General features: G+C 65.2%; 16 protein-coding genes. 8 read left to right on the top strand and 8 right to left on the bottom strand.

Features of this window, described 5'->3' with window-relative positions; translation table 11 throughout:
- Nucleotides 1–38: 38 nt before the first annotated feature.
- Nucleotides 39–2123, bottom strand: a complete 2085-nt coding sequence (gene uvrB / locus H607_RS0108450; RefSeq protein WP_028875078.1) for an excinuclease ABC subunit UvrB — start codon at nt 2121–2123, stop codon at nt 39–41.
- 100 nt (nt 2124–2223) lie between these two features.
- Between uvrB and H607_RS0108445 the strand changes: the two genes are divergently transcribed.
- The 6 genes from H607_RS0108445 (at nt 2224) to aceA (ending at nt 8367) form a co-directional block, all read left to right on the top strand.
- Nucleotides 2224–3432 (top strand): amino acid aminotransferase, encoded by a 1209-nt coding sequence (locus H607_RS0108445; RefSeq protein ID WP_028875077.1) that lies wholly within the window; start codon nt 2224–2226, stop codon nt 3430–3432.
- Between the two features lie 41 nt (nt 3433–3473).
- Nucleotides 3474–3710, top strand: a complete 237-nt coding sequence (locus H607_RS0108440; protein WP_028875076.1) for a hypothetical protein — start codon at nt 3474–3476, stop codon at nt 3708–3710.
- Between the two features lie 68 nt (nt 3711–3778).
- Nucleotides 3779–4087 carry an ATP-dependent Clp protease adapter ClpS gene (gene clpS, locus H607_RS0108435; RefSeq protein ID WP_028875075.1) on the top strand — a complete coding sequence of 103 codons (309 nt, stop codon included), beginning with the start codon at nt 3779–3781 and terminating at the stop codon, nt 4085–4087.
- A 2-nt stretch (nt 4088–4089) separates the two neighbouring features.
- Nucleotides 4090–6369, top strand: coding sequence for an ATP-dependent Clp protease ATP-binding subunit ClpA (gene clpA, locus H607_RS0108430; protein WP_028875074.1), 2280 nt, complete (start codon nt 4090–4092; stop codon nt 6367–6369).
- A 76-nt stretch (nt 6370–6445) separates the two neighbouring features.
- Nucleotides 6446–6925 (top strand): ribonuclease E activity regulator RraA, encoded by a 480-nt coding sequence (gene rraA, locus H607_RS0108425; RefSeq protein WP_028875073.1) that lies wholly within the window; start codon nt 6446–6448, stop codon nt 6923–6925.
- A gap of 146 nt (nt 6926–7071) precedes the next feature.
- On the top strand, nt 7072–8367 hold the full coding sequence (gene aceA / locus H607_RS0108420; RefSeq protein ID WP_028875072.1) for an isocitrate lyase: 1296 nt from the start codon (nt 7072–7074) through the stop codon (nt 8365–8367).
- Between the two features lie 155 nt (nt 8368–8522).
- Here aceA and H607_RS0108415 read toward each other — a convergent pair whose 3' ends face one another.
- A complete protein-coding gene (locus H607_RS0108415) occupies nt 8523–9146 on the bottom strand; it encodes an RlmE family RNA methyltransferase (protein WP_028875071.1) in 624 nt (207 codons plus the stop codon).
- A gap of 45 nt (nt 9147–9191) precedes the next feature.
- On the opposite strand from H607_RS0108415, the gene yhbY reads away from it, so the two are divergent.
- A complete protein-coding gene (gene yhbY, locus H607_RS0108410) occupies nt 9192–9632 on the top strand; it encodes a ribosome assembly RNA-binding protein YhbY (RefSeq protein WP_028875070.1) in 441 nt (146 codons plus the stop codon).
- On the opposite strand, the gene greA is transcribed toward yhbY, so the two are convergent.
- The 5 genes from greA to H607_RS12315 all read right to left on the bottom strand — a co-directional run bounded on the left by greA (nt 9629) and on the right by H607_RS12315 (nt 16011).
- Entirely contained in the window at nt 9629–10102 is a 474-nt protein-coding gene (gene greA, locus H607_RS0108405) for a transcription elongation factor GreA (RefSeq protein ID WP_028875069.1), read from the bottom strand. The two genes, yhbY and greA, sit on opposite strands and share 4 nt — an antisense overlap.
- Nucleotides 10099–13332 carry a carbamoyl-phosphate synthase large subunit gene (gene carB, locus H607_RS0108400; RefSeq protein ID WP_028875068.1) on the bottom strand — a complete coding sequence of 1078 codons (3234 nt, stop codon included), beginning with the start codon at nt 13330–13332 and terminating at the stop codon, nt 10099–10101. Before carB ends, greA begins: the two co-directional genes overlap by 4 nt.
- A gap of 72 nt (nt 13333–13404) precedes the next feature.
- On the bottom strand, nt 13405–14556 hold the full coding sequence (carA, locus tag H607_RS0108395) for a glutamine-hydrolyzing carbamoyl-phosphate synthase small subunit (RefSeq protein ID WP_037990136.1): 1152 nt from the start codon (nt 14554–14556) through the stop codon (nt 13405–13407).
- Nucleotides 14557–14692: 136 nt separating this feature from the next.
- Nucleotides 14693–15499: a 4-hydroxy-tetrahydrodipicolinate reductase gene (gene dapB, locus H607_RS0108390; protein ID WP_028875066.1), complete on the bottom strand. Its 807-nt coding sequence runs from the start codon at nt 15497–15499 to the stop codon at nt 14693–14695.
- Entirely contained in the window at nt 15496–16011 is a 516-nt protein-coding gene (locus H607_RS12315) for an outer membrane protein assembly factor BamE (protein ID WP_083961998.1), read from the bottom strand. Before H607_RS12315 ends, dapB begins: the two co-directional genes overlap by 4 nt.
- Before the next feature lie 94 nt (nt 16012–16105).
- On the opposite strand from H607_RS12315, the gene fur reads away from it, so the two are divergent.
- Complete coding sequence (gene fur / locus H607_RS0108380; protein ID WP_028875065.1) at nt 16106–16540, top strand: ferric iron uptake transcriptional regulator; 435 nt, start codon at nt 16106–16108, stop codon at nt 16538–16540.
- A gap of 15 nt (nt 16541–16555) precedes the next feature.
- Here the strand turns inward: fur and H607_RS12310 are convergent, their stop codons facing one another.
- Entirely contained in the window at nt 16556–17665 is a 1110-nt protein-coding gene (locus H607_RS12310; RefSeq protein WP_051240777.1) for a porin, read from the bottom strand.
- Nucleotides 17666–17762: the final 97 nt, after the last annotated feature.

Below are 17762 nucleotides of genomic sequence, written 5' to 3'. Positions count from 1 at the left end.
CGCGGCAAACGCCGCGCCCTTCACCTTTCCCCGTTTCCTCACTCCTCGAGCGAGGCGTGGGGATCGGCACCGAAGACTCGTTCGCGCAGGCGAAAGAGCCGGTCGCGCACCTGCGCGGCCGCCTCGAACTCCAGATTGCGCGCGTGCTCCAGCATCTCCTTCTCCAGCCGGGCGATCGCCCGCGCCACCGCCTTCTCGTCGGCCGGATCGATGGACTCTTCCCAGTGTGCCTCGGTCGCCGCGACGGCCCGCGCCGAGGACCGCTTCTCTCCCTCTTCGTCATAGACCCCGTCGATGATGTCCTTGATGCGCTTGGTCACACCGCGCGGGGTGATGCCGTGCTCAGCGTTGTAGGCGAGCTGCTTGGCGCGGCGCCGTTCGGTCTCGTCGATGGCGCGGCGCATCGACTCGGTGACGCGGTCAGCGTAGAGGATGGCCGTGCCGTGGAGATTGCGCGCCGCCCGCCCGATCGTCTGGATGAGCGAGCGCTCGGAGCGCAGAAACCCCTCCTTGTCCGCGTCCAGGATCGCCACCAGCGACACCTCGGGGATGTCCAACCCCTCGCGCAGCAGGTTGATGCCCACCAGCACGTCGAATTCCCCCAGACGCAGGTCGCGGATGATCTCCACGCGCTCGACCGTGTCGATGTCCGAATGCAAATAGCGCGCACGAACGCCGTTCTCGTTGAGATACTCCGTCAAATCTTCGGCCATGCGCTTGGTGAGCGTGGTCACCAGCACGCGCTCGCCGGCAGCCACGCGACGCTTGGCTTCGGCGAGCAGGTCATCGACCTGGGTCGAAGCCGGGCGCACGATCACTTCCGGATCGACCAGCCCCGTGGGGCGCACCACCTGCTCCACGAGCTGCTGCTGGTGCGTCGTCTCGTACTCGCCGGGCGTGGCCGAGACGAAGATCGTCTGCGGCATCAATCGCTCGAACTCCTCCCAGGTGAGCGGCCGGTTGTCGAGTGCCGAGGGCAGGCGAAAGCCGTATTCGACGAGGTTCTCCTTGCGCGAACGGTCGCCGCGAAACATCCCCCCGATCTGCCCCACCGTCACGTGCGACTCGTCGATGAAGAGCAGCGCATCGGCCGGCAGGTAGTCCATGAGCGTGGGCGGAGGCTCGCCCGGACGGCGTCCCGAAAGGTGCCGGGAATAGTTCTCGATCCCCTTGCAAAATCCCATCTCGGAGAGCATCTCCAGGTCGAAGAGCGTGCGCTGCTCCAGACGCTGCGCCTCCACCAGCTTGCCGCACTCCAATAGCCACGCCTTGCGCTCGCGCAGCTCTTCCTTGATCGAATCGATCGCGCGCAGGACGGTGGCGCGCGGAGTCACGTAATGGCTCGAAGGATAGACGGTGAAGCGCACGAGTTTATGCACCAGATGCCCGGTGAGCGGATCGAAGAGCGTGAGATGTTCGATCTCGTCGTCGAAAAGCTCGATGCGCAGCGCGTACTCCGCGCTCTCGGCCGGGAAGACGTCGATCACCTCGCCGCGCACGCGGAAGGTTCCTCGGCGGAAATCCGCGTCGGCGCGTTCGTACTGCATCTGCACCAGACGCTCGATGATGGCGCGCTGCCCCATGTGCTCGCCCTCGCGCAGGTGCAAGACCATCGAGTGGTAATCGACCGGGTCGCCGATGCCGTAGATGCACGAGACGGTGGCCACGATCACCACGTCGCGCCGCTCCATCAGGCTCTTGGTCGCCGACAGACGCATCTGCTCGATGTGCGCGTTGACGCTCGAATCCTTCTCGATGTAGAGGTCGCGGCTGGGCACGTAGGCTTCGGGCTGATAATAGTCGTAATACGAGACGAAGTACTCGACGGCGTTCTTGGGGAAGAACTCGCGGAACTCGGCGTAGAGCTGGGCGGCGAGCGTCTTGTTCGGCGCCATCACCAGGGCCGGGCGCCCGCAGCGGGCGATCACGTTGGCCATGGTGTAGGTCTTGCCCGAACCGGTCACCCCCAGCAGCGTCTGAAACATCAGCCCGTCGCGGATGCCAGCGACCAAGGCCTCGATCGCCTGAGGCTGGTCCCCGGCCGGCGGATAGGGTTGGAACAGCTCGAACGGGCTGCCCGGAAAGCGCACGAAGCGCCCGCTGGAGGAAGGAAGTTCGGCCATGCTACAATTTCCTTTTTCGGCGGTAGCCTTGCGACATCTTACCCCGAAGCGGGTTCCCGCAAGGCACAGCCCGATGGTCCAGCCTCAGGAGCCCCGATCCATGTCCCGCAGTCTCTTTGCCGCGGTCGAACTCGCGCCGCGCGACCCCATCCTCGGACTCAACGAAGCCTTCGCCGCCGACCCTCGCCCCCAGAAAGTAAACCTCGGCGTGGGCGTGTATTACGACGAAGAAGGACGCATTCCGCTGCTCGCCTCGGTGAAGACCGCCGAGGAAGCGCGCGTGCGTCAGGCCAAGCCGCGCGGCTACCAGCCCATCGAAGGCCCGGCCGCCTACACCGGCGCCGTGCAGCGTCTGCTCTTTGGCGCCAATTCCCCGCTGCTCGCCGAAGGGCGCGTCGTCACCGCCCAAGGGCTGGGCGGCACCGGGGCGCTGCGCATCGGTGGTGATCTCCTCAAGCGCATCGTGCCCGAGGCCACCGTCTACATCTCCGACCCCAGCTGGGAAAACCATCGCGGCATCTTCGAGGCGGCGGGCTTTCCCGTGCGCACCTACCGCTACTACGATCCGGCCACCGGCAGGGTGGATTTCGCCGGCATGAAGGCGGCGCTCGCGGCCATGGCCCCGCGCAGCATCGTCGTGCTGCACGCCTGCTGCCACAACCCCACCGGAGCCGATCTCACCGAAGCGCAGTGGAAAGAAGTCGCCCAAGCCTGCGTGGCGGGCGAGCTCGTCCCCTTCCTCGACATGGCCTACCAGGGTTTCGCCGAAGGGATCGACGCCGACGCCGCGGCGGTGCGCCATTTCCTCGCCACCGGCATCCCCTTCTTCGTCTCGAGCTCGTTCTCGAAGAATTTCTCCCTCTACGGCGAGCGCGTCGGGGCGCTGTCCATCGTCACCGGCTCGCGCGACGAGGCCGAGCGGGTGCTGTCGCAGCTCAAGCGCGTCATCCGCACCAACTACTCCAACCCGCCCACGCACGGCGCGGCGCTCGTGGCCGACGTGCTCGCCTCGAGCGAGCTGCGCGCGCAATGGGAAGAAGAGCTCGGCGGCATGCGCCGACGCATCCGCGCCATGCGCGAGGGGCTGCGCCAGCGCCTGGAAGCCGCCGTACCGGGCAAGGACTTCTCCTTCGTCACCGGCCAGCGCGGCATGTTCTCCTACACCGGGCTCACCCCCGAGCAGGTCGAACGGCTCAAGAGCGAGTACGGCATCTACGCGGTACGCTCCGGGCGCATCTGCATCGCCGCGCTCAACGCGCGCAACCTCGACTACGTCGCCGAAGCGATCGCCGCCGTCCTGCGCGGCTGAGCTCCTTTCCGCCGCCCCGCTCGGGGCGGCACCCCTCCCCCATGAACGAACTCGACGCCTTCCTCGAACACCTCGTCTGGCGCACTCCCTCGGGTGAGACGATCGGCTGCACGGAAAAGCGCAAAGTCCTGCGCGAGAATCTCGAGGAACTCGCCCAGATGCTCAAAGATGCCCTCGACGACGCGCTCCTCATGGGCGTGAGCGAACGCCAGGTGCGCGAGGTCTTCCACGCCCTGATCGACCGCATCGAGAGCGACTTTGCCGAACGCGACGATTGAGCGCGACGAATCGATCCCATCGTCCGCGCCGGGGTTGCGTTTGGGCGCGGACGCATTAGAATGAAACCATGACGACACGGCATACCACCACCCCGATCCTCGAGGAGGAAGAGGCGCGGGTTTCCCCCCCGCCGTTCTATAAGGTGCTGTTGCTCAACGACGACTACACCCCCATGGACTTCGTCGTGATCGTGCTGGAGCGTTTTTTTCACATGGGCCGCGAACGCGCGACGCAAATCATGCTCAAAGTCCATCATGAGGGGATGGCAGTGTGCGGCGTCTATCCGAAAGACATCGCCGCCACCAAGGTCGAGCAAGTCACGGCCTTTGCCCGGCAACACGGACACCCCCTCGCCTGCGTCATGGAGGAAGTTTGAAAATGATCGCCCAAGAGCTGGAAGTCACATTACACATGGCGTTCGTCGACGCGCGGCAGAAGCGGCACGAGTACGTCACCGTCGAACACCTGCTGCTCGCGCTGCTCGACAACCCGTCGGCGGCCGATGCGCTGCGTGCGGTGGGGGCCAATTTCGACGAACTGCGCCGCGAACTGTCGCAGTTCATCGACACGCACGTACCGCGGGTGCCGGGCAACGGCGACGTCGACACCCAGCCCACGCTGGGTTTCCAGCGCGTCATCCAGCGTGCCATCCTGCACGTGCAATCCTCGGGCAAATCCGAAGTGGTCGGCGCCAACGTGCTGGTGGCGATTTTCGGCGAGAAGGATTCGCACGCGCTCTATCTGCTGCAGCGGCAGAAGATCACCCGGCTCGACCTCGTCAATTACCTCTCGCACGGCATCGTCAAGTCGCGCAACGCCGCACAAGGTGAAGCCGCGGCAAGCAAAGCCAAGCACGAGGCGAACGAGGAGGAAGAAACGCCGCAGGGCAACGGCGGTGCGCTGGAGAATTTCACCGTCAATCTCAACCAGCTCGCCCGCGAAGGCAAGATCGACCCGCTCATCGGCCGTGAGACCGAGCTCGAGCGCGTCATCCAAACGCTTTGCCGCCGGCGCAAGAACAATCCCCTGCTCGTGGGCGAAGCCGGCGTGGGCAAGACGGCCATCGCCGAGGGGCTCGCGCGCATGATCGTCGAAGGCAAGGTGCCCGAGATCCTCGCCAACGCCCAGGTCTACGCGCTCGACATGGGGGCGCTCCTTGCCGGCACGAAGTACCGCGGCGACTTCGAACAGCGCCTCAAGGCCGTGCTCAAGCAACTGAAGGAGCGGCCAAACGCCATCCTCTTCATCGACGAGATCCACACGCTCATCGGTGCGGGGGCGGCCTCGGGCGGTACGCTCGATGCCTCCAACCTCTTGAAGCCGGCCCTCTCCAGCGGCCAGCTCAAGTGCATCGGCGCCACCACGTACGCCGAATACCGCCAGATCTTCGAGAAGGATCACGCCCTGTCGCGCCGCTTCCAGAAGATCGACGTGCCCGAGCCGAGCGTGGAAGACACCATCGCCATCCTCAAGGGGCTGCGTAGCCGGTTCGAGGCACACCACAACGTGAAATACTCCACCGCTGCGCTGCACGCCGCCGCCGAGCTCGCGGCGCGTTTCATCACCGACCGGCAGCTGCCGGACAAGGCCATCGACGTCATCGACGAAGCCGGTGCGGCGCAGAAGATCCTGCCCAAGAACAAGCAGAAGAAAGTCATTGGAAAAGGCGAAATCGAGGCGATCGTCGCCAAGATCGCGCGCATCCCGCCGCGCACCATCGCCGCCGACGACCGCGAGAAACTCGCCAGCCTCGAGCGCGACCTGAAGAGCGTCGTCTTCGGGCAGGATGCGGCGATCGAAGCGCTCGCCCGCGCCATCAAGATGTCGCGCTCTGGCCTGGGCAATCCGCAAAAACCCATCGGCGCCTTCCTCTTCTCCGGCCCCACCGGTGTGGGCAAGACCGAAGTCGCGCGCCAGCTCGCCTACACGCTGGGGATCGACCTCATCCGCTTCGACATGTCGGAGTACATGGAACGGCATACCGTCAGCCGCCTGATCGGCGCGCCGCCGGGCTACGTCGGCTTCGAACAGGGGGGGCTCCTCACCGAAGCGGTGATGAAGAAACCGCACTGCGTGCTGCTGCTCGACGAAATCGAGAAAGCGCACCCGGACGTGTTCAACATCCTGCTGCAGGTGATGGACCACGGCACGCTCACCGACGCCAACGGCCGCTCGACCGACTTCCGCAACGTCATCATCATCATGACGACGAACGCCGGCGCCGAGACCATGCAAAAGAGCACCATCGGCTTTGCCTCCAAGCGCGAGGCCGGCGACGAGATGGGCGAGCTCAAGCGGATCTTCTCGCCGGAGTTCCGCAACCGGCTCGATGCGATCATCTCCTTCAAGCCGCTCGACAACGAGATCATCCAGCGCGTCGTCGAGAAGTTCCTCATGCAGCTCGAAGCCCAGCTGCACGAGCGCAAGGTCGAAGTGCACTTCACCGACGAGCTCAAGGCCTGGCTCGCCGCCAAGGGGTTCGACCCGCTCATGGGTGCACGCCCCATGGCCCGGCTCATCCAGGACACGATCCGCGCCGCGCTCGCCGACGAGCTCCTCTTCGGGCGGCTGGTGAACGGCGGACACGTGACGATCGACGTCGATGCCGAAGGCAAGGTGAAACTCCTCTTCGACGAAGAAGCCGTGCTCGAATCCTGAACCCGGGCGGACGCCATCCCGCGTCCGAGCTGCTGCTAGAATCTCCGGTCGTCTTCCACCGACCGGAGATTTTTTTATGGACTTCCATACCGCCGACCTGTGCGACGCGCATGAAGACCGCGTGCGCGTGCTCGCCCCCATGCTGCGCTCCTATGGCGGCGCCCGCGCCGCGGGCGGGCCCGTGCGCACGCTGAAGATTTTCGAAGACAACGCCCTGGTGCGCGAGATGCTCGCCGAGCCCGGCCAGGGCGCGATGCTGGTGATCGACGGCGGAGGGTCGCTGCGCCGGGCGCTCCTGGGTGACAACCTCGCCGAACTCGCGGTGAAGAACGGCTGGGCCGGGGTCATCGTCTATGGCTGCATCCGCGACTCGGCCGCCATCGGCCGTCTTCCCCTGGGGGTCTGGGCGCTCGCCACCCATCCGCAGAAAACGGTGAAACGCGGCGAAGGGCAACGCGACGTGCCGGTGAGTTTCGGTGGTGTCACTTTCGCGCCAGGGATGTTCGCCTATGCCGACGAAGACGGTGTGATCGTGTCCGACGTACCACTCGTATGATCCATAAAGGTCGTGTGATGTCGCGGTGCGCCGATCTTATCTTATGTCTTATATAAGACTGTTGACGTCGCGTCCGAGCTGACGTACCATGCAGCCCATGGGCTTTGCTCATGGGCTTTTTCTCCTCTCTCAAGGAAGGAACCGTCATGGATCGTCAGCAACAGATCGCCGCCCTGAAAAAAGACTGGGCCGAAAACCCCCGCTGGAAAGGCGTCACCCGTCCCTACTCCGCCGAAGACGTGGTGCGGCTGCGCGGCTCGGTCAATCCGGAGTACACCCTCGCCCGTCGCGGTGCCGAAAAGCTGTGGAAGCTGCTGCACGAAGAGCCTTACATCAACTGCCTCGGCGCGCTCACCGGCGGTCAGGCGATGCAGCAGGTGAAAGCCGGCGTCAAGGCCATCTACCTCTCCGGCTGGCAAGTGGCCGCGGACAACAACGAATACCGCGCCATGTTCCCCGACCAATCCCTCTATCCGGTCAACTCCGTGCCGGTGGTGGTCGAGCGCATCAACAATGCCTTCAAGCGCGCCGATGAGATTCAGTGGAGCAAGGGGCTCAACCCCGGCGATCCGGGCTGGATCGACTATTTCGCGCCCATCGTCGCCGATGCCGAAGCCGGTTTCGGGGGCGTACTTAATGCCTTCGAACTCATGAAGGCCATGATCCGCGCCGGCGCCTCGGGCGTGCACTTCGAAGACCAGCTCGCCTCGGTGAAGAAATGCGGCCACATGGGCGGCAAGGTGCTGGTACCGACTTCCGAAGCGATCCAGAAACTGGTCGCCGCGCGACTCGCTGCCGACGTCTGCGGCGTACCCACCCTGGTGATCGCCCGCACCGACGCCGAGGCGGCCGATCTGCTCACGTCCGATCACGACGAATACGACAAACCGTTCCTCACCGGCGAGCGCACCGCCGAAGGGTTTTATCGCACCCGCAAAGGGCTCGAACAGGCCATCGCCCGGGCGATCGCCTATGCGCCCTATGCCGACCTCGTCTGGTGCGAAACCGGGACGCCGGATCTCGAATTCGCGCGCAAATTCGCCGAGGCGGTGCACGCCAAGTTCCCAGGCAAGCTGCTCGCCTACAACTGCTCGCCGTCCTTCAACTGGAAGAAGAACCTCGACGACGCCACCATCGCCAAGTTCCAGCGCGAGCTCGGCGCCATGGGCTACAAGTACCAGTTCATCACGCTCGCCGGTATCCACTCCATGTGGTACAACATGTTCGACCTGGCCCATGACTACGTGCGCCGGGGCATGTCGGCCTACGTCGAGAAGGTGCAGGAGCCCGAATTCGCCGCCCGCGAACGGGGCTACACCTTCGTGGCGCACCAAGCCGAAGTCGGCACGGGCTATTTCGACGACGTGACCACGGTGATCCAAGGCGGCCAATCCAGCGTCACGGCCCTTACCGGTTCGACCGAGGAAGAGCAGTTCCACTGATCACGAGAGAGGGGGGAGTCCGCGGTCGCACTAGACGGCCGCGCGCAGACAAGCTTGAGGCCGGGTAACCGGCCTTTTTTCTTTGGACACCTCGCATGACGCTGCCTGGTGGCGTTGCGCGATGCCCGGATGCTCGCCTATCCGGGGGATCACGCTCAAGCGCCGCGCAATCCCCGCCCGAGCAGATACACCTCCGCACTGCGATCGCGCGAAGCCTTGGGCTTGCGCACCGCCACGCTGCGAAACGCCGCGCCCAACGCCCGGCGGAAGTCGTCGAACCCTTCTCCCTGGAACACCTTGATGAGAAAGACCCCTTCAGGGCGCAGGTGGCGCACGGCGAAATCGAGCGCGAGTTCCGCCAGATGCATTGCACGCGCCTGATCGACCGAGGCGATACCCGAGAGGTTGGGCGCCATGTCGCTCAGCACCACGTCGAGCACTGCGCCGGCGAGCAGCGCCTCCAGCGCCCGTTCCGTCGCCTCCTCGGTGAAATCCCCTTGCAGGAAATCCACGCCGGGAATCGGCGCCATGGGCAGCAGATCGAGGGCGAAGACCCGCCCCGTCTCCCCCACGCGCTCGCGCGCCACCTGCGACCAAGCCCCTGGCGCCGAACCCAGGTCGAGCACGCACTGCCCGCGGCGCAGCAGCCGATCCTTGTCGTCGATCTCGAGTAGTTTGAACGCCGCCCGCGAGCGGTAGCCGGCGCGGGTGGCCTCCTGCACGTAAGGATCGTTCAGATGCCGGTGGATCCAGTCCCGGTGGCTTTTGTTCTTTCCCATCGTCCTTGCGTTAAAATTCCGTTTTAGGCTGCGAAACCCCATTCCATGCGCCAGATCGACAGTCACACCCGCCGGGCGCTGCGCGCCCAGGCCCATCACCTCAATCCTGTCGTCATCATCGCGAGCAAGGGCCTCACCGAGGCGGTACTTGCGGAGATCGACCGGGCGCTGACGGCGCACGAGCTCATCAAAGTACGGGTGGCCGGCTCCGAGCGCGAGGTGCGCGAAGCACTCATGGCCGAGATCTGCGAGCGGCTCGACTGCGCGCCGGTACAGCACATCGGCAACCTGCTGGTGCTGTGGCGCCCCAAACCCGAGGCCACCCCGCGCGCAGCGGCGGAAAAGCCCACCGCCCCGGCAGCGCATGCAAAATCGGCCAAGTCCTTCGCCCGGGCAGCCCGGCTGCGCGCGCTCATCGAAGCGCGCACCGCAGCCAAGGCGGCACGCCAACGCCGCCCCGCCAAGGGGCGGAGCCGCAAGCCCTAGACGTAGCGCACGTCCAGGATCTCGAACTCGCGCATACCCCCCGGCGTCTGCACCTGAACCACGTCGCCGGCGTACTTGCCGATGAGGGCGCGGGCGATCGGCGAGCTCACCGAGATCTTCCCCGCCTTCACGTCGGCCTCTTCGTCGCCGACGATCTGGTAGCACGCCTTGTCGCCGCTTTCCAGATCCTCGAGTTCGACGGTGGCGCCGAACACGACCCGCCCGTCGGCATCCAGCGTCTTCGGGTCGATGATCTGGGCATTGGCCAGTTTCGCCTCCAGCTCCTGGATGCGCCCCTCGATGAACGCCTGGCGCTCGCGCGCGGCGTCGTATTCGGCGTTCTCGGAAAGATCGCCGTGGGCGCGCGCCTCGGCGATCGCCGCGATCACCGCCTGCCGCTCCACGGTCTTGAGACGATGCAATTCCTGGCGCAGTTTCTCTGCACCTTCGACGGTCATGGGGTATTTCATCTCGCCTCCTCCCGCAACCGGGCATGCAGCGACTGCAAGGAATACACGTCGTAGCGTCCTGCCTGTTCGATGCCCAGGCACGCGGCCTCGGCGCCCTCGATGGTGGTGAAGATCGCCGTGATCTTCGCCGCGAGCGCGCTCGTGCGGATGGAGCGCGAATCGAGTACCGCTTGACGCGTCTCTTCGACGGTATTGATGACGAGATCGATCTCGCCGTTCTTGATCATGTCGACGATGTGCGGCCGCCCTTCGGTCACCTTGTTCACCACGCGCACGGGGATTCCCGCCTGGGCAAGCACGCCGGCCGTGCCGCGCGTGGCCACCAGATCGAAACCAAGGGCGTGCAGCTTGCGGGCGATCTCGATCGCCGCGGGCCGATCCTTGGGTTTGACACTGATGAAGGCGCGACCCTTGGTGGGCAGCCGCACGCCCGCGGCCAATTGCGCCTTGTAAAAGGCTTCGGCGAAGGTCTGACCGATACCCATGACTTCGCCGGTCGATTTCATCTCGGGACCGAGGATGGGATCGACGCCGGGGAATTTCACGAAGGGGAAGACCGCCTCTTTCACCGAATAATAAGGCGGCACGATCTCGCGCGTCACGCCCTGCTCGGCGAGCGGACGCCCCACCATGCAGCGCGCCGCCACCTTGGCGAGCGGCACGCCGCAGGCCTTGGAGACGAAAGGTACCGTGCGCGAGGCGCGCGGATTGACCTCCAGCACATAGACGAGGGCGTTCTCCCCTTCTCCCTGGATGGCGAACTGCACGTTCATCAGACCCACCACGCCGAGCGCCCGGGCCATGGCCACCGTCTGGCGGCGCATCTCGTCGAGCACGGCCGGCGCGAGCGTGTAGGGCGGCAGCGAACAGGCCGAATCGCCCGAATGCACGCCGGCCATCTCGATGTGCTCCATGATGCCGCCGATCACCACGTCCTTGCCGTCGGCAAGCGCATCGACGTCGACCTCGGTGGCGTCGTTCAAGAACCGGTCGAGCAGCACGGGCGAGTCGTTCGACACTTTCACTGCCTCGCGCATGTAGCGCTCGAGATCCTTCTGCTCGTGCACGATCTCCATGGCGCGTCCACCGAGCACGTAACTGGGGCGCACCACCAGCGGATAGCCGATCTCGGCGGCCAGCCGCAGCGCCTCCTCGGGCGTGCGCGCGGTGCGGTTGGGCGGCTGACGCAGGCCCAGCTGCACGAGCAGATGCTGGAAACGTTCGCGGTCTTCGGCCGCGTCGATCGCATCGGGCGAGGTGCCGATGATGGGCACGCCGTTCGCCTCCAGCGCCTTGGCGCGCTTGAGCGGCGTCTGTCCTCCGAACTGCACGATCACCCCTTCGGGGCGCTCGACGTGGACGATCTCGAGGATGTCTTCCAGCGTGATCGGCTCGAAATAGAGTCGGTCGGAGGTGTCGTAGTCGGTGGAGACGGTCTCGGGGTTGCAGTTGACCATGATGGTCTCGAATCCGTCCTCGCGCAAGGCGAGCGCCGCATGCACGCAGCAGTAGTCGAACTCGATCCCTTGACCGATGCGGTTGGGTCCCCCGCCGAGGATCATGATCTTGCGCCGGGTGGTGGGCGCCGCCTCGCATTCTTCCTCGTAGGTGGAATAGAGGTAGGCCGTCTGGGTGGCGAACTCGGCCGCACAGGTATCCACCCGCTTATAGACCGGACGCACCCCCAAGGCATGCCGGTGCAGGCGCACGGCGGTCTCGTCGCGCTGCAGCAGCTTGGCGAGCCGCCGGTCGGAGAATCCCTTGCGTTTGAGCGCGCGCATCTGCGCCGCGTCGATCGCCTCGAGCGAGCGCCCCACGAGCGATTGCTCCGTGCGCACGAGATCCTCGATCTGGGCAAGGAACCACGGATCGATGTGCGACAGGCGGTGCACGTCGGTCAGTGTATAGCCCTCGCGGAAGGCCTGGGCCACGTACCAGATGCGCTGCGGGCCGGGGTTGGCCAGTTCGTGCTCGAGACGGGCGCGGTCGGTGTCGACCTCGTCGAGCCCATAGGCGCCCACTTCCAGCCCACGCAGGGCTTTCTGGAAGGATTCCTGGAAGGTGCGCCCGATCGCCATCACCTCGCCCACGGATTTCATCTGCGTGGTGAGACGATCGTCGGCCTGGGGAAATTTCTCGAAGGCGAACCGCGGCACCTTGGTGACCACGTAGTCGATCGTGGGCTCGAAAGATGCCGGCGTCGCCCCGCCGGTGATCTCGTTCTTGAGTTCGTCGAGCGTGTACCCCACCGCGAGCTTGGCTGCCACCTTGGCGATGGGAAAGCCCGTGGCCTTGGAGGCGAGCGCCGAGGAGCGCGACACGCGCGGGTTCATTTCGATCACGATCATGCGACCGTCTTCGGGATTGATGGCGAACTGGACGTTGGAACCCCCCGTGTCGACCCCGATCTCGCGCAGCACGGCGATGGAGGCATCGCGCATGCGCTGGTACTCCTTGTCGGTGAGCGTCTGCGCCGGCGCCACGGTGATCGAGTCGCCCGTGTGCACGCCCATCGGGTCGAGGTTCTCGATGGAACAGACGATGATGCAATTGTCGGCGCGATCGCGCACGACCTCCATCTCGAATTCTTTCCAGCCGATGAGCGACTCCTCGATGAGGAGCTCGCTGATGGGGCTCGCATCCAGCCCCCGCTTGCAGATCTCGACGAACTCCTCCATGTTGTAGGCGATGCCGCCCCCCGTACCCCCGAGCGTGAAGGAAGGCCGGATGATGACCGGGAACCCGATCTGCGCCTGCACGGCCATCGCCTCTTCGAGCGTGTGGGCGATGCCCGAACGCGCCGAATCGAGCCCGATGCGCGTCATCGCCTCCTTGAATTTCTGCCGATCCTCGGCCTTGTCGATCGCCTCCTCGCGCGCGCCGATGAGCTCCACGCCGTAGCGCTCGAGCACTCCGCTACGAGCGAGCTCGAGCGCACAGTTGAGCGCCGTCTGCCCGCCCATGGTGGGCAGCAGCGCATCGGGCCGCTCCTTGTCGATGATGCGCTCGAGCACGGCGGCGGTGATCGGCTCGATGTAGGTGACGTCGGCCGTCTCCGGGTCGGTCATGATCGTGGCCGGGTTGGAATTGACCAGGATCACGCGGTAGCCTTCCTCGCGCAGCGCCTTGCATGCCTGCACGCCGGAATAGTCGAATTCGCACGCCTGACCGATGATGATCGGGCCGGCGCCGATGATGAGGATGCTGTGGATGTCGGTACGCTTGGGCATGTCGTTCCCTGTCGTCGGTGGGTGGCCGCCGGCCCCGCCCGCTCGTGACGGACGGGGCCGGCGGCGGAAAGCTCATGGACGTTGGTTGCGGTGCGCGTCGATCAGCGCGACGAAACGGTCGAACAGATAGCCGACGTCGTGCGGCCCCGGGCTCGCCTCGGGGTGCCCCTGGAAACCGAAGGCCGGCGCGTCGGTGCGCTCGATCCCCTGCAGGCTGCCGTCGAAGAGCGAGACGTGCGTGACGCGGCAATTGGCCGGCAGCGTGTCGGCATCCACGGCAAAGCCGTGATTCTGGCTGGTGATATACACGCGCCCGGTGTCGAGATCCTTGACCGGGTGGTTTGCCCCATGATGGCCGAACTTCATCTTCACCGTCTTCGCCCCCGAGGCAAGCCCCAGGATCTGATGCCCCAGGCAGATGCCGAAAGTGGGGATGCGCCGCGCGATCGCCTCACGCGCGGTGGCGATCGCATAGTCGCAGGCCGCCGGATCGCCCGGCCCGTTGGCGAGCAGGATGCCGTCGGGTGCGAGCGCGAGCGTCTGCTCGAAGGGTGTCTGCGCCGGCACCACCGTGACGCGGCAGCCACGGGAAGCGATCATGCGCAGGATGTTGTACTTCACGCCATAATCATAGACCACCACGTGCCGCGGCCCTTCGCCGGCCGGTACGTAACCCCGCCCCAGCGCCCATTCGCCCTCGTGCCAGGCGGCGACGTCGCGCCGGCTCACTTCTTTGGCCAAGTCCATGCCGGCAAGGCCGGGGAATGCGCGCGCCAAGGCGAGCGCCTCGGCCACGTCGGGCGTCTTGCCCGCCGGGGCCGTGACGAGGGCGCCCGCCTGAGCGCCGCGATCGCGCAGGATGCGCGTGAGCTTGCGCGTGTCGATGCCGGCGATCGCCACCACCCCTTGCGCGCGCAGATACTCGGGCAAATCGCAACGCATGCGGAAGTTGCTCGCCAGGAGCGGCACGTCACGCACCACCAGGCCGGCTGCCATCACACGCTCGGATTCGAGGTCCTCGTCGTTGATGCCGACGTTGCCGATGTGGGGATAGGTGAGGGTGACGATCTGCCGGGAATAACTCGGATCGGTGAGGATTTCCTGATAGCCCGTCATCGAGGTGTTGAACACCACCTCGCCGACGGTGTGACCGGTCGCACCGATACCCTCGCCGTGGAACACCGTTCCGTCGGCAAGGACGAGGATCGCGGGATTGAAAAACACGACGGCTCCTTGCAGTGGATTCAGCGGCGCCTGAGCGGCCTGCCGAAAAAAACGGGATGGGCGCGCTCCGCCATCCCGTTCTTTATATTTAAATTTTACCGCGAAAACCTACCGGCGGCAATCGCGCCGCGCTGATTCAGCGCAATCCGAGCACGTCGCGCATGTCGTAGAGACCAGCCGCCCGCCCCTGCAGGAAGCGCGCCGCACGCATGGCGCCCACGGCATAGGGCATACGGCTCTGCGAACGATGAGTGATTTCGATGCGCTCGCCCATGCCGGCAAAGAGCACGGTGTGATCCCCTACGATATCCCCACCGCGGATGGCGGAAAAGCCGATCTGCCGCGGCGGACGTACCCCTGTCGTCCCCTGGCGACCATAGACGGCCTCGCGATCGAGGTCGAGGCCCAGCACGCGGGCGACGATACGCCCCATCTCGAGGGCGGTTCCCGATGGGGCATCCACCTTGTTGCGGTGATGCGCCTCGATCACCTCCACGTCGTACCCTTCGCCGAGCAAGGCGGCGGCGCCCTCCAGCAGCCGGAAAACGACGTTGACGCCGACGGCCATGTTGGGCGCGAGTACGATCGGAACCGCCCCGGCCGCTTGCTCGATGATGGCGCGCTGCTCGGCATCGAACCCGGTGGTACCGATCACCATGCTCTTGCCCAGGCGCTGCACCGTGCGCACCAGAGCGACGGAGACCGCCGGCCGCGTGAAGTCGACGAGGCAATCGGCGGTGGCAATCGCTGCCTCGGGATCCTCACCGATGAGCACCCCCGTGGTACGGCCCAGGGTCTCTCCCGCATCCCGTCCAATCCACTCGCTGCCGGGACGCTCGAAGGCTGCGGCGAGCTCGATGCCCGCATCGGCGAGCGCCGCCTCGACCAGCATCCGCCCCATCCGCCCCCCTGCGCCGGAGATCGCCACTCGAACCGGTTTCATTGCTCCACCCCCTGTTTCGTCTGCTCCGAACCCTTTGCCTCACCCATGGCAGCGGATTCCTCCGCCTTCTCCGGTTTTTTCTCGTCCTTGACGTTTTTCTTCTCGTCCTTGGGCGGCTTGCCGGGAATCTCGACCACGCGCGGCGCGGAACTCGTCACCGGCGCATCCCCTTCGGTCGGCATCACGTCGCCCGCCACGCGCACGAGCACGTCGTTCTCGAAAAACACGGTGAGGCGCCGTTGCTGAATGGTGCCGTCACCCTTTTTCACGTAGTAGACGTAGTCCCAGCGATCGTTGCGAAATGGATCGACGAGAAGCGGCGTTCCCAGAAGGAAGCGGACCTGGTCGCGCGTCATCCCCTTCTCCAAACGGGAGACGGCTTCCGGATCCTGAAAATTGCCCTGGCGCACGTCGGCACGGTAGGGCGAAGCCAAGCCGACCACCCGGTCCATCGAGCACGCGCTCAAGGCCAGCGCCAACGCGACGGCCGGCAAGAGAATACGAGGCGACATGAGTCTCACTAAGGTTCTGTCGAACGGCGAAAAACTATATCATAGCGCATGTCGTGCCGCCGGAACGCACGCACCCAGATGAGGACTCCCGCCGATGGACAATACGAAGAATCTACGCAACATGGGCCTCAAGGCCACCTACCCCCGGCTCAAGATCCTGGAGCTCTTCCAAAGCGGAGAGCATCGCCACCTCACCGCCGAGGATGTCTATCGCCTGCTCAACGCCGCCGGGGTCGACATCGGCCTGGCGACGGTCTATCGGGTGCTGACGCAGTTCGAACAAGCCGGCGTGCTGGAGCGGCACCACTTCGAGTCGGGCAAGGCGATTTTCGAGCTGGCTGCCGGCGAGCACCACGATCATCTCGTCTGTCTGGACTGCGGCCACATCGAAGAGTTCTTCGACGCGACGATCGAGGCGCGGCAGCGCGAGATCGCCCAGGAGCGCGGATTCGAGGTTGCCGATCACGCGATGTATCTCTACGCCCACTGCCGGCGCGAGAATTGCCCACACCGGCAGCAGAACGAGTAACACTTCAGGAACCACTCAGAAAATGTGCCGCATCCCGACGAAGAAAAACCCCGTATCACCGACCGTCTCCTGTGCCGCATGGCCGTTGCGGCTTGCGTCGGTCTGACCCAGCCATTGCATTTGGCCCCAGTCCAAACCGTCGTGATCGATTGCCGTATAACCGGCATACGCGGTGGTTCGCTTCGACAGCGTCCGCGTCCAGGCGACGGTCCATGACGAAGGCGAGAATCGCCCCCCCTCTCCGCCACCCACCCCCTCGAAACGGGATCTGCCATAAGCGAAGTGCAGATTGTTTGGCCCAAACGGCACGAGGGCCCCGAACTGCCAGACCGAAACGTCGAAACCGCTCACTCCTTGGATCTCGACCCCTCGTTGCCAAGAGCCGGCCAAGCGCAGCGCCCCGAAGTCGTAGGATGCGCCGAAGAACCACTCTTTCTGGGTTTCATCGGCCACTCGCCCGCCGACGAGATGCTCTCCGTCGAAACGGACCACATGCGCGATCGCGCCGGCCTTGAAGGCCCCACCGTCGTAGCGTAGGGCCACGCCATCCTTGTCGTCGTCGCCCGCCCCTGTGCCCCCGGCACGTGCCGTCTCGCGGTTACCGGCCGAATGGATGGCGGCGAACACCACTGAACGAAAGCTTCCTTCCCACGTCACCGCGTTGTTCCAGCGCGCCGGGGAATTGGGCGTGATCGACAAGCACCCCAGCAAGGAGAGCCAACTCTGCGGACTGGGCACGGCGGAGAGCAAGGCGTCATAGGCGTAGGTGAAATAGCCCGGCGCGTACTGCCGCCCCAGCGCCACCCGCCCGAACGCCCCTTCCAGCCCGACCCACGCCTGGCGCGTGAGGACTTCGCTGCCCTCGTTCTTCAGGGAATCCTCGCGACTCATCACCTCCGACTTGCCCGTATCCAGCGCATAGCCCTGCTCGAGGACGAACGTGGCTACGAGGCCGCCATCGAGAGATTCTTTGCCTCGCAAGCCGATGCGGTCGCCGGAAAACCAGCTGTCATCGACGCCGACGGTACGGTCTCCGCGCCAATCACCGAATTTCACAAAGGCATCGGCTACGCCATAGAGCTCGACTCCATCCGCGGCGACGCTCGGCGCAACCCACATCATCATCCAAAGCGGTGCAAAAGCCAAAACGTTTGTTTTTTGCATGAAAATCTCTCAATTTCTGCAAACGTCGGCGATTTTACACAAATATCTTCGATCAGAA

The organism is Tepidiphilus margaritifer DSM 15129 (genome assembly GCF_000425565.1).
Taxonomy (GTDB): Bacteria; Pseudomonadota; Gammaproteobacteria; order Burkholderiales; family Rhodocyclaceae; genus Tepidiphilus; species Tepidiphilus margaritifer.
This window is presented reverse-complemented; position numbering and strand designations above follow the sequence as displayed.